Source organism: Bradyrhizobium sp. Ses1 (assembly GCF_059512365.1).
Genome location: NZ_JCAMOQ010000097.1, coordinates 1 through 11,817, shown reverse-complemented (window position 1 = coordinate 11,817; position 11,817 = coordinate 1). Strand labels below are relative to the sequence as shown.

The 11,817-nt window shown below is 63.2% G+C and carries 10 protein-coding genes and 2 pseudogenes; 5 read left to right on the top strand and 7 right to left on the bottom strand.

The annotated features are described in order from the left end of the window. Positions 1 to 175: 175 nt before the first annotated feature. The 5 genes and pseudogenes from arsH to AC5ZG5_RS44440 form a co-directional block, all read right to left on the bottom strand. Positions 176 to 894: pseudogene (gene arsH, locus AC5ZG5_RS44460) on the bottom strand (arsenical resistance protein ArsH). After that, positions 887 to 1,285 (bottom strand): arsenate reductase (glutaredoxin), encoded by a 399-nt coding sequence (gene arsC / locus AC5ZG5_RS44455; protein WP_456646982.1) that lies wholly within the window; start codon positions 1,283 to 1,285, stop codon positions 887 to 889. The pseudogene arsH and the gene arsC overlap by 8 nt, the downstream one beginning before the upstream one ends. Next, positions 1,282 to 1,983 carry an aquaporin gene (locus tag AC5ZG5_RS44450; protein ID WP_456646981.1) on the bottom strand — a complete coding sequence of 234 codons (702 nt, stop codon included), beginning with the start codon at positions 1,981 to 1,983 and terminating at the stop codon, positions 1,282 to 1,284. Before AC5ZG5_RS44450 ends, arsC begins: the two co-directional genes overlap by 4 nt. Next, a complete protein-coding gene (locus AC5ZG5_RS44445; protein ID WP_456646980.1) occupies positions 1,983 to 2,510 on the bottom strand; it encodes an arsenate reductase ArsC in 528 nt (175 codons plus the stop codon). Before AC5ZG5_RS44445 ends, AC5ZG5_RS44450 begins: the two co-directional genes overlap by 1 nt. After that, positions 2,503 to 2,865 (bottom strand): ArsR/SmtB family transcription factor, encoded by a 363-nt coding sequence (locus tag AC5ZG5_RS44440; RefSeq protein ID WP_456646979.1) that lies wholly within the window; start codon positions 2,863 to 2,865, stop codon positions 2,503 to 2,505. The genes AC5ZG5_RS44445 and AC5ZG5_RS44440 overlap by 8 nt, the downstream gene beginning before the upstream one ends. Before the next feature lie 305 nt (positions 2,866 to 3,170). Between AC5ZG5_RS44440 and AC5ZG5_RS44435 the strand changes: the two genes are divergently transcribed. The 5 genes and pseudogenes from AC5ZG5_RS44435 to AC5ZG5_RS44415 all read left to right on the top strand — a co-directional run bounded on the left by AC5ZG5_RS44435 (position 3,171) and on the right by AC5ZG5_RS44415 (position 8,044). Then, entirely contained in the window at positions 3,171 to 3,404 is a 234-nt protein-coding gene (locus AC5ZG5_RS44435; RefSeq protein ID WP_456646978.1) for a hypothetical protein, read from the top strand. 147 nt (positions 3,405 to 3,551) lie between these two features. Then, positions 3,552 to 5,129, top strand: a complete 1,578-nt coding sequence (locus AC5ZG5_RS44430) for a Fic family protein (protein WP_456646977.1) — start codon at positions 3,552 to 3,554, stop codon at positions 5,127 to 5,129. Further along, the gene (locus tag AC5ZG5_RS44425; protein ID WP_456646976.1) at positions 5,116 to 5,433 is read left to right on the top strand and encodes an ArsR/SmtB family transcription factor; all 318 of its coding nucleotides are present in this window, start codon (positions 5,116 to 5,118) and stop codon (positions 5,431 to 5,433) included. The genes AC5ZG5_RS44430 and AC5ZG5_RS44425 overlap by 14 nt, the downstream gene beginning before the upstream one ends. Positions 5,434 to 5,480: 47 nt before the next feature. Next, a pseudogene (locus AC5ZG5_RS44420) lies at positions 5,481 to 6,855 on the top strand (NAD(P)-binding domain-containing protein). A 10-nt stretch (positions 6,856 to 6,865) separates the two neighbouring features. Continuing rightward, the gene (locus tag AC5ZG5_RS44415; RefSeq protein WP_456646975.1) at positions 6,866 to 8,044 is read left to right on the top strand and encodes an MFS transporter; all 1,179 of its coding nucleotides are present in this window, start codon (positions 6,866 to 6,868) and stop codon (positions 8,042 to 8,044) included. A 252-nt stretch (positions 8,045 to 8,296) separates the two neighbouring features. On the opposite strand, the gene AC5ZG5_RS44410 is transcribed toward AC5ZG5_RS44415, so the two are convergent. Both AC5ZG5_RS44410 and AC5ZG5_RS44405 read right to left on the bottom strand, forming a co-directional pair. Further along, positions 8,297 to 9,253, bottom strand: a complete 957-nt coding sequence (locus AC5ZG5_RS44410) for an ArdC family protein (RefSeq protein ID WP_456646974.1) — start codon at positions 9,251 to 9,253, stop codon at positions 8,297 to 8,299. A gap of 1,319 nt (positions 9,254 to 10,572) precedes the next feature. Further along, positions 10,573 to 11,817: recombinase zinc beta ribbon domain-containing protein (locus tag AC5ZG5_RS44405; protein WP_496165542.1), on the bottom strand; the 1,245-nt coding region annotated here is incomplete at its 5' end.

Sequence of the window (11,817 nt, the reverse complement as noted above, 5' to 3'; positions counted from 1 at the left end):
TCAAATCGCGCTGCAACGTCATCGGGGAGCGACAGCACGCCTCAAGCACCTTGCGATCTTTCCGCGAAAGGTGGACTGCTCTTGCTTCGGGGATCATCCAGATCTTGAATCACGACTCACGATCCAAGAAAAGTGGGTACTAGGCTCGCACACGCTCTGCTAGGGAGAACGGCCTTCACAAGGCTCTTTCCAAAGCCAGCCGTTCCTGCAGCTTTGCCGCCTCTTCCTTCCGTTCGCTGTACCTGTCGGAAAGATAGCCAGAGCAATCGCGCGTCAGCAGCGTGAACTTCACCAGTTCCTCCATGACGTCGACGACACGGTCGTAGCAGGGCGACGGCTTCATGCGTCCAACATCGTCAAACTGCTCGTACGCCTTCGCCACCGATGACTGGTTCGGGATCGTGATCATGCGCATCCAACGCCCGAGCACGCGAAGCTGGTTGACGGCGTTGAAGGACTGCGAGCCACCGCTGACCTGCATGACGGCAAGCGTCTTTCCCTGCGTCGGGCGCACAGCTCCGAGTGCCAATGGAATCCAGTCGATCTGGGCCTTCATGATGCCGGTGATCGCGCCGTGGCGTTCCGGGCTGCTCCACACTTGGCCCTCGGACCAAGCGGAGAGTTCGCGTAGTTCGGTCACCTTAGGGTGATCCGCGGGCGCATCGTGCGGCAGCGGCAGACCCGAAGGGTTGAAAAACCGGCATTCGGCACCGAACATCTCCAGCAGGCGGGCGGCCTCTTCCGCCAGAAGGCGGCTGAACGAGCGCTCGCGCAGCGAGCCGTACAGCAACAGGATCGCGGCCTATGCCTGGACGGTGCCGGCCATAGCTTTTGAGAATCGGGAAGCAAAATCGCCGCGGGGGCGAGATTCGGAAGGTCCGCCACCTTAGCCATCGATGATTTCGCCGTCTTCCTTGATGAAGCGCCCGATAGGCGCCGGGAGCAGGTCCAGCACTGCTTCCGACGGGCGGCACAATTTGACGCCTTTCGGGCTCACCACGATCGGACGGTTGATCAGGATCGGATGCGCCAGCATCTGTTCGATGAGCTCGTCGTCGGTCCACTTAGGGTCGTCCAAACCGAGTTGATGAAACGGCGTCCCCTTCTCGCGCAGAAGCGCACGAACGGGAATGCCCATCTGCTTGACGAGTTCGACCAGCCTTTCGCCGGAGGGCGGCGTTTTCAGGTATTCGATGACAGTCGGCTCGACCCCGCTCTGGCGGATCATGGCCAGCGTGTTGCGGGACGTGCCGCAATCCGGGTTGTGATAGATGGTGATGGTCATGGCGAAGTCTCCGCGATAGGTACGGGTCCACGGACCGCCGGCCTTCCGAGCAGCCAGTTCATCAGCAGCGAAGCGAGCAGCGCGCCGAGCAACTCGGCGACGATAAAGCCTGGCAGATCGATAGGCCGGATTCCGGCGAACGTGTTGGTTAGCGAACGCGCGATCGCTGCGGCGGGATTGGCGAACGAGGTGGAAGCCGTGAACCAGTATGCCGCGGTGATGTAGAGGCCAACGAGCCATGGGACGGCATTTCGCTGAAACCGGATGCCGGCCAGGATGGTGGCGACCAGGCCGAAAGCGGCCATCGCCTCCGCGAACCACTGAGCGCCGCCGGTGCGGACCTTCGTCGAGAAGTCGATCAGCGGTAGTCCGAACATCAGATGCGCGGCGATTGTTCCGCCGATGCCGCCAGCGATCTGTGCGACCACGTAGAGCGCGGCCTCGTTGACCGGCAGCTCGCGCTTGCCGGTGAAGACAAGCGTCGCGGCCGGGTTGAAGTGCGCGCCGGAGATCGGACCGAGCACGGTGATCAGGACCACCAGAATAGCCCCCGTCGGCAAGGTATTGCAGAGAAGCGCAAGAGCGACGTCCTTGGTCAGCGTTTCGGCCATGATGCCGGATCCGACCACGGTGGCGACGAGAATGCCGGTGCCGAGCGCTTCGGCCGCCAGACGCCGCGAAAGGTCGAACGTGTCCATCAGCCGGCCTTCGGCGTTGGACGTGTCGCGCCCTCCGAACGGCCGATCTCGCGCAGCTTGGTGCGGAGCGAGAGCTTGTCGATGCTCCTCAGCGGGAGGCTGGTGAACGTGCCGATCCGGTTCTTGAGGTAGCGGAACGCGGTGATGAACGCCGCCTGCTTCTCCAGCTCGGTGCCCTGGGCCTCGGCGGGATCCTCAATGCCCCAGTGCGCCGTCATCGGCTGGCCCGGCCAAACCGGGCAGGCCTCACCGGCGGCGTTGTCACAGACGGTGAAGACGAAATCCATCACCGGCGCGTCGGCCGCGGCGAACTCGAGGCAGCTCTTCGAGCGCATGCCGTCGGTCGGATAATCGAGGCTCTGGAGCGTGCGCAGCGCGAGCGGGTGCACCGCGCCCTTCGGGGCGCTGCCGGCGGAAAAGGCCCGGAAACGCCCGGCGCCATCCTTCCGCAGGATCGATTCCGCCATGATCGAGCGCGCCGAGTTGCCGGTGCAGAGAAACAGGACGTTGTAGAGGTTGTCAGCCACGGGTTCGCTCCTTCCGTTTCGGAGAACAACAGGATTGCAGGCTTTCGACGACCGGCGCGCAGACCTCCGGCCGCCCGTCGCAGCAATCGCGGAGCAGGAACACCGCGACGTCGCGGAATTCGTTGAGATTGGCGCGATAGACGATCGAGCGGCTATGCCGTTCGGACGTCACGAGGCGCGCGCGGGTGAGGATCGACAGATGCGCAGACAACGTGTTCGGCGGGACCTCCAGCAGGCGGGCCAGGTCACCCGCGGCGAGGCCGTCCGACTCGTGCTTGACCAGGGTCCGGAACGCCTCCAGGCGGGTCGACTGAGAGAGGGCGGCGAGGGCCAGCACTGCTTCTTCGGTTTCCATATATCCAGACTTGTGGAAATGAAGGGACGGGTCAAGGCCACGATCACGGTTCCGATCAGGCCCGAAGTGTCCCGCTTCCCGAAATGGGGAGCCGACTGAGGGCGCCTTATGTCGCCGAATGAGACAAATGAGGCGACTAAGTTGCGCTATGCGACATTTCTGGCACAGGAGCCAAACCTTATGTGCGCGCAAAGCCAGGCCGGCCCTTTCGGGTTCCAGGCGTCAAGTTGCCATATGAGACGGAAAGCGATTATTATGTTGGCAAATGAGACAAATACAGGCCCCATCGGGATGGTTATGTTGCCATGATCGACGACAAGCTGCAGTTTACGGGATCCGGCGATCGGAACCTTGACCGGGCCATCCTCCGTCAAGCGGAGGCCGGCGATCTCACCCGGATCGCCGAAGGCATTTACAGACGGCTGGAAGGCCGGACGGTCGAGGAATTCGTTTACGCCCACTGGCACCGAATTCTAGCCAAATTGATCCCCAACGCGGTGCTGACCGGCCGAACGGCCCTGTCCGTCAATCCGTGGTGAGACCAGGGCAAGGATGGCCGCCCGGTTTTTCCCGGCTGGGTTTTCTGCACGCACAGCGATGGCAAAACACGCAAGCGGTTCAGCCTTCCGGGACTGGAGATCCGTTCCTTCCCAGGACCGGGGCCGGTTGAAGGGGATACCGCGTACTTGGGCACGCACATTCCGAGCCCGTCGCGTAGTCTTCTCGAGAACCTGAAGCCTTCCCGTGAGCGAGAAGGGCCCCGCCGGAATGTCGGACGCAAGGGGGTCGAGCTGGAGCTCGAGCGTCTGCTCAAGATCGAGCATGAAGAGGGTCTGCGTGCGATCCGGCGGCGTGCGCACAACATCGTCGGTGCGCTGGGCGCAGCCGATGAACTGAAGGTGCTGGACGACCTGATCGGCACGTTCCTGAAAACGCGGGAAACAAAATTTGTGCATGGCAAGGTCGCGGCCCGGCACCGTCGCGACTCTCCGTTCGATCCGGAATGTATGGAGCGTCTCAAGGCGCTGGCCCTGGTCCTGAACCGCAGCCCTCTACCGGATCGACCGGATCCTCATGCCGCTCCGGACGAGCGCGCGTGCGCGTCCTTCGTGGAAGCCTATTTCACGAACTTCATCGAGGGGACAAGATTTTCCGTCGACAAGGCCCGCCGTATCGTTTTCGAGAACGAGGAGCCGGACGGGCGTCCCGCCGACGGACGCGACATCGTACAGACCTTCAAACAGGTTTCGGCGATGGTCAAAGGAATGCAGATGGCGTCATCGTACGTGCAGTTCGAGGAGGAGATCCGGGAGCGCAACCGGATCTTGCTCGATGGCCGTCCGGAAAAGGATCCGGGCAATTTCAAAACCGAGCCCAATTCGGCCGGCAATACCCAGTTCGTCCTGCCGGACCTTGTCGTAGGTACGCTCAAGCAGGCCTACGAGACTCTGGGCAGCCTCACGCATCCGCTCGCGCGCGGCATCTTCGTCCACACGATGCTGGTGCTCGTGCATCCGTTCAACGACGGCAACGGACGCACATCCCGCATCATGATGACGAAGGAACTGGTCAGCGCCGGCCAGTGCCGCATCGTCGTGCCCTCCGTATTCCAGGACGACTACATCAATGGCATCAAATCGCTGGCAGCGGCGCCAAATTTCAGTCCAGCACCTCTCGTCCGTGCTCTTTTGGAGGCCCAGCGGATTACCAACGCGATTGCTTCTCCCGATCTGGACAGGACCATCGATCTTTGGGCGTCTACGCACGCTTTCGTCGACGACGACGAGCGCGACGCGAAGCTGACATTTCCCAATGCGGACCTCAAGATCGAGCGGCGGAACGGGATTCCGGCGCCCTCGACGTATTGGGAGGCGGTCGATCTTCGCAACAGCCTGGGCGGCGGCGATATCTCCATGTTGGTCGTTCACTCTAGGTGCCGCAGGCAGCGCTCGTCGATGAAGCGCGATCGCGAAAGTCAGGCCGAAAAGCTGGAGCTTCTCAAGCGCGAACTTGAGCCGGGCCTGCGGCAGGTTGAACGCGGCGAGTTTTCGGAACACGGCGTAATGGAGATCGCACAGAGCATGCTCGAAGAGGGGCAAAACGGTGCGCGACAGTCCGCCCCTGGAAAATCTCAAAACCCTAATTATGGCCTTCGAAATAGCTCCATGGTTAGGGTTTCCTCTTGCACTATTTCCAATCTGCTAGAAATATCGATTGACGACGAACCCGGTCGGGCTCATGCTTTCGGGCATGAAAATCGATGACGCAGCAGCCCGCCTCGAAGCGCTGGGCAACCCGACCAGGTTGAAGATCTATCGCGCGCTGGTTCGCGCCGGGCGGGCCGGGATGCCCGTCGGGCGACTGCAGGAGCGGCTCAAGATCCCGGCCTCGACCCTCTCGCACCACATCAAGGGCCTCGTCTCCGTCGGCCTGATCTCGCAAGTGCGCGAGGGCACGACGCTGGTTTGCCATGCCGAATACGAGACGATGCGGGGGCTGGTGGATTTCCTCGTGGCCGAGTGCTGCGCCGAAGAAACCCAATGCAAAGAGGCCCGGACCGCGGCCTGATTCTTTTGCCCACTCATTCGGTAATTCTAGAAAGATAGGAGCAGCACATGAGCCCAGCAAAGACGGTCGCGATCATCGGCGCCGGTCCCGTGGGCCTGGCCGCCGCAGCGCACGTTCTGGAGCGCGGGATGACGCCCGTCGTGATCGAGGCCGGTCCGGAGGCAGGACATGCGGTCCGCCAGTGGCGCCACGTCCAGCTGCTCTCGCCCTGGGAATACAATATCGACCGCGCCGCCGCGCGGCTGCTCGCGCCCACCGGCTGGAATTCGCCGGATCCGCAGGTCTACCCGACCGGCGGAGAGCTGCTGGAGCAGTACCTCACCCCGCTCGCGACCCGCACGGCGCTCAAGGACGTGATCCGCACGTCGAGTCGCGTGACCGCCATCTCCCGCGTCGGCTTCGACAAGGCAAGAACCAAGGGCCGCGAGGCGGCTCCGTTCGAGATACGCTACCAGAACGGCAAAGGGCCGGAGACCCTGCGCGCCGATGCCGTCATCGACGTCTCCGGAACGTGGTTCTCGCCGAATCCCGCCGGCGGTAACGGCCTTGCGGCGATCGGCGAGCCGGAGTCCCGGGCAAAGATCGCCTACGGCATGCCTGACGTGCTCGGCAAAGACCGCGAGCGCTACGCCGGCAAGACCGTCGCCGTGCTGGGCGCTGGACACTCGGCAATCGGCGCCCTATCCGACCTTGCGACGCTGGCCGGTCAGGCGCCGGGTACCCGTCCGATCTGGCTGCTCAGGGGCAACGAGCCGGCCAAGGCGTTCGGCGGCGGCGCCAACGACAAGCTGGCCGCGCGCGGCGAGCTCGGCTCCCATTTCGCTTCGCTGGTCGCATCGGGCCAGGTGCAGGTCGAAGCCGGGTTTTCCGTTGCGGCGATCGCGCCGAGCGACGGCCGACTTCGGATCGCGACATCCTCCGCGTGCTGTGGGCCCAGCGTCGTCGCCGACGAGCTCGTGGTCGCGACCGGCTTCCGTCCGGATCTCACCTTCCTGCACGAAATCCGGCTCCGGCTCGATCCCGCGATCGAGGCGCCGGTCGCGCTGGCGCCTCTGATCGATCGCAACGAACACTCCTGCGGCACGGTGCGCCCGCACGGCGCGCGCGAACTACAGCAGGACGATCCCGGCCTCTACCTCGCCGGCATGAAGTCCTACGGCCGCGCCCCGACCTTTCTCATGATCACCGGCTACGAACAGGTGCGCTCGATCGCCGCCGATATCGCCGGCGACAAGGAAGCCGCCGAGCGCGTCGAGCTCGAGCTCCCGGAGACCGGCGTCTGCACGCGCGCGCGGCGGCGTGGAAGGCGGCATCGCCGCCTCCGGCTGCTGCGGCGGGCCAGCACCGGCCGGTATCGACGCCTGCTGTTCGGACGATGCCATTGCCCAGGTCGCCGGCAAGTCCGGCTGCGGCTGCTCCTGAGGCCGCCGGCATGAATGGACAACGATTGAGGGTGGTCGCCACGCTGGGGACCGCCCAGACGCTGGCCTGGGGCTCGAGCTACTACTTGCCGGCAATCCTGGCGGATCCGATCGCCCGCGATCTCGGCATCTCGAGCAACTGGTTCTTCGCGGCATTCTCGGCCTCGCTGGTGATCTCCGGACTGCTGGGCCCCCGCGTCGGCCGCCAGATCGACCGTGTCGGAGGGCGGCAGGTACTCTGCGCGTCCAACGTGATCCTCGCGGCTGGGCTGGCGCTGCTCGGCGCATCGGCCTCGGTGTGGATGATGTCGGCGGCCTGGCTGCTGCTCGGCATCGGCATGGGTCTCGGGCTCTACGACGCGGCGTTCGGCGCGTTGGGACGCATCTACGGCAGTAACGCGCGCGCCTCCATTACTGGCATCACCCTGATTGCCGGCTTCGCCAGCACCGTCGCCTGGCCACTGAGTTCGCTCGGCCTTGAGACGATTGGCTGGCGGGACACCTGTTACGCCTGGGCGGCCGCACATATCGTCATCGGCCTTCCCCTTAACCTGCTGCTGCCGCGCGCAGACCGGGTTGCGTCGTCCGCTGGGCCGGCGGTCAAGCCGCACATTCCGATCGATCGGACCATGGTGCTGCTCTCGTTTTTGCTGGCTGCAGCCTGGACCGTAACCTCGGCGATGGCCGCGCACATGCCGCGGATCGTGGGAACGTTTGGAGCCACGCCTGCCCAGGCGGTGCTTGCCGGCATGATGATCGGGCCTGCCCAGGTCGGCGCGCGCATCCTGGAAGCAAGCCTCCTGAGCCGCTTCCATCCGCTGGCCTCGGCCAGGCTTGCGTGTCTCACTCACCCGATCGGCGCATGCACCATCGGCATCTTCGGCGGCGGCGCCGCGGCCGCCTTCGCACTGCTGCACGGCGCTGGCAACGGCATTCTGACCATCGCACGCGGCACGCTACCGCTGTCGATCTTCGGGCCTGAAAACTACGCTTACCGGCTCGGCCTGATCGGCCTGCCGTCCCGGATCTGCCAGGCACTCGCACCGATCGCGTTCGGACTGCTGATCGAGCCATTGGGAAAATTCGTGCTGGCGGTGTCGGCAGGCCTCAGCCTCGCGGCGCTAATTGCGCTGATTATCCTGCCGCAGGCGAGCTCAAAGGTCTCCAGTGCGCCAGCGGCCGCGGAGTGATCGGGCGTCGCTGCTCGGCGAATTTCCCTGAAGTCGCTTCGAACGGGCATTTCTGCAGTTGCTGGCGAGCTTCCGCGGGCGAACTAACCGCCTCAGTGGCCGGGGAGTTCTCGTAGTCGCAAATGCGCAACGCTCGCGCATTCATGGCATGGCTGGGCTTGGTCTCACTTCTCGTTAGTAGCGCCCTCTGGCGTGCGAGAGAGGCCTATCGACGTGTCCAATAATCACCGGGCCTGAGAACTAGCGAGAACCTCACGCCACTTCCTGCTCCGCTCTCTCGGCCGTCATGTCGAGAGCGGGTCCCGGCAAAAATCCAAGGAGATAATCCGCAACCTTGCTGGCCTGTGAAGCAGCGCGAACAATCGCGCGATTGTCCTCTCGCAACACTTCAAGCCAGGAGCCGATATAGTCGGCGTGCCGCACCGTCGGCACAATACCGAGCGAGGCGCAACTGAACGCAGACGATATCTCTGCGATCAATTCCTCGAAGGCGTACTTCTTGCTGCCATAGCTGCCCGACAAGTCGCGGTTGAGACGTGACGGATGGCCGCTGGCATGTGCCAATTCATGGAGGGCCGTCCGATGCCAATTGATGGGCTCGAAGTAGGCTTGCGGTGGTGGCACTTGCACATAATCTTCTGCCGGCACATAGAAGGCGCGGTTGCCGCCAATACGGAAGTCGATCCCGGTTGCCTTGATCAGGTATTCGACGTTTGGCTCGATCAGTGCTGGTAGCGGAGGCGGCGCTGTCGTTGCGATCTCCGAAGGCAAGTCGTCGCATTGATCAATGTTGAAAACCGTGAAGCGCTTGACGAATGCAATGGCCTGCGCTTCCTGGCCGTTCTCGCTCGCGCGCCGCTTTTCGTCGACCGGCACAAAGCGGTCGGCATAGACGACGGTCGTGCCGCGCTCGCCCTTGCGGACGTGACCACCGAGCGACAGCGCCTGGCGGAAGGTAAGCCAGCTCTGCCCCGTGAATCCGCGTTCGGTGGCAGCCCCCCAGAGGATTAGAACGTTGATGCCGCTATATTGACGGCCGGTCGCGGCGCTTTTCGGCATGGCCAAAGACGCCTTCGCCGCCGCGGTACCCCAGGGCTGCATCCACGGCACTCGGCCGGCCTCAAGTTCGCCGATAATTTTGCTGGTGATTTCATCATAAAGGCTTGCCCGGTCCTCACCGGTGCGCGCCCGAGGATAGTGTCTGGACATCGCGGATCTCCGCGACGGGCGCCGCGAGCCTCTCTCGCAGCCTGCAACCCGTCACGCAAAATCCGCGCGACACTCTGACTCTCAGCCTGACGTGAGAGAATGACCTGGGAGAATGCGATGTCTGCGACGCGGCACGCCTTCCGTCCGAATGGTCATGGGACTTGGCATTGAGGTGCCTGGGGGCCGCAGGCCCGACCAGGCGTGCGCCAAAGGCGCATCGCCGCAACGGAAAATGGCACCCGCAGGAGCGTGAGCATAGCGACGCCGAAGGCGGCACGCGGGACCGAGTGCCGCGACGAGACCGGTTAAGAGGGCACCCGGGAATGGGGCAGTGATAGCGACGCCGGGATACTCCATGCCGGCGGGACCCTTTCCCGAGTGCCCCCGGCGAGGAGCTCCGCAGCCTTTGCGCGAGGGATCGAAGCCGCACGGCGTGCGCCGTTGAGGCGTGGAGAAGAAGGGAGTGTTCGAAAGGATGGAGCCTGCTGGTTATGGCTCTTACTTGCCCGGCTTACTGGTGTCGGAAACGACTGAAACTCCGAAAGGAGAACGGGACCAAAGCATGCCGGGAAACGTCTCGAAATCGGGCGCCGCAGCCCGGTGGAGAGCACAGAGTAAGGTGTGCGTGGTGAAAGCTGTATTGCCTGAATCCCAGTTTCCAGTTGCCAAAGGGCTGGCCGTAGCGAACGCGGCTGACACGCTATGCCACGCGGGGCGGATCGCACCGGCCAGTGCGATCTGCCACCAGTCCACGTGGGACGACCACTATCCGTGGGTCAAGGAGACGAATGGGACACCTAAACGCACCGCAACTTCCTGCACACGCAACTACGGGATCGCCTGCAGCAGGCTCTTTCGAGGACCTGTATGGCGACGGAGCCGTCATAGTACCCAAACGCCCGGCGTAATAGCCGGGACAGCCGCCGCGAGGTGGACGATCATGCGTATAAGGCCGGGTGACCGGACCGAAAGCGCCTCCGATCGGGGGAAGGACGATGCCGCCAACAACGGCATTTGCAGTATGCGTAGAAGAGATTCTTCGACGGCGAGGTTCTGCTGATGCAGGCCGCTACCATCCAGAGAAGAATTGAATCACTGCCGACTTTGTCGCGGTCGGGTAAGCGCGTAAATGGCCTTCACCGCCTGATGAGATCTCCGTATCTCTTCGAGTGGGCCTACGAAAAGGTTTCCCGCAATAAGGGGGCCCTGACGCCCGGTGTAGATGGCAAGATCTTCGACGGCATGTCGCTGGCGAAGCTCGCCGATGTCGCCAGGCGCGTAGCAGACGGCACTTATCGCTTCCGGCCAGTCCGGCGGGTCTATATCCCAAAGGATAACGGCAAAACACGACCGCTGGGTATCCCGACGTGGCGTGCATAATGCACCTCATGCGGGGTGAGTTGGGGATGATGGACGAAGATGGGATGAGTGGGCAACCCATCTCCGAAGGCGTTGATCCAATGCGTCGTCGATCCTGATCGCGTACGGTGCATTCGGCTTGTGCTGGGCAGCGCGGACGATGCCGCGTTCAATCCAATAATGGACGACGTAGAGGCTGACGCCATATCTTTCGCGCATTTGGCGGACGGTGAGCGTTCCTTTGGGGGACGCGGGGCCGGGATATGATGCTTGTATCGAAGCCATTTTATGGTCCCAACTGTCAAAGGCTTACCAGTCGAACTCTGATGGCCTTCGTCGCGCAGCAGGGGGAGGATTTCGTGATCGTGATGGCCGACCGCCAGCTGTCGAATGCGGTCAACAAATGCTGCGGGATAGCGCACCGCATCAGCGCGATTGGGTGGCAGTTGCAGTTCGAGCGTTTCGGTTGCGCCGCCTTGCCAGCGAACGTGCAGGTTAACAATTTTCGACGCCGGCACTTTCACAACGGTAATGTCGCGCACCAATAAACGCAGGATGCGCTTGCGGTCGCGGGGTGAAGTGGTCGCCGCCGACCACAATCGCGGAAAATCCTCGGCCAGTTGCAGGATTTCTCGTTTCTGCTCAGCGGTAACGGCACGCATAGTTTCTCGTTCAAAGGCAGCCAGCTCGGCTTCGAGATCGTCAAGGCGCTGCATGGCGTCGTTCCAGCGCGTCTCGAGCGTCGCGGCGATCAGGCGGTTAGCGGGATCAACGGCCTCGTATCGCCGCTCCGCGAGGTCGGCCTCATAACGTGCCCGTTCGATCCGCATCCGCCATTGTGCACCGATCTCTTGATCGCGCTTTTCCAGATCCGTCAGGGCCGCCAGTGCGAGTTCGATCGTCACCGGTGTAACGGCGCTGACCAGCCGATCGGCGATCGCTTGGTCGAGAGGTGCTGACGGCACACTCAGACACGCGCGCGTCGCCAAAGCCTCTCGATGCTTCCAGACGCATTGGTAAAGCGGGTAGATGCCGCCATTGCCAGTATAGCGAACCCCGAGGCGACGTCCGCAAACGCCACAGAGGAGCAATCCTTGCAACAGACAAAGGCCTTCGCGGACCGGACCGGCTAGTACCTCGGCACAGAGGTTTTGACTCGTTGAACCTGGCCTAATTCGATGATGGGTTTTGGATAGGCCCGCGCC

Excerpts from the sequence above, each read along its gene's own strand:
- AC5ZG5_RS44410 (WP_456646974.1), bottom strand. The coding sequence starts at position 9,253 with ATGTCCAGACACTATCCTCGGGCGCGCACCGGTGAGGACCGGGCAAGC.
- AC5ZG5_RS44450 (WP_456646981.1), bottom strand. The coding sequence starts at position 1,983 with ATGGACACGTTCGACCTTTCGCGGCGTCTGGCGGCCGAAGCGCTCGGC.
- AC5ZG5_RS44415 (WP_456646975.1), top strand. The coding sequence starts at position 6,866 with ATGAATGGACAACGATTGAGGGTGGTCGCCACGCTGGGGACCGCCCAG.
- AC5ZG5_RS44440 (WP_456646979.1), bottom strand. The coding sequence starts at position 2,865 with ATGGAAACCGAAGAAGCAGTGCTGGCCCTCGCCGCCCTCTCTCAGTCG.
- AC5ZG5_RS44425 (WP_456646976.1), top strand. The coding sequence starts at position 5,116 with ATGAAAATCGATGACGCAGCAGCCCGCCTCGAAGCGCTGGGCAACCCG.
- AC5ZG5_RS44435 (WP_456646978.1), top strand. The coding sequence starts at position 3,171 with ATGATCGACGACAAGCTGCAGTTTACGGGATCCGGCGATCGGAACCTT.
- arsC (WP_456646982.1), bottom strand. The coding sequence starts at position 1,285 with ATGACCATCACCATCTATCACAACCCGGATTGCGGCACGTCCCGCAAC.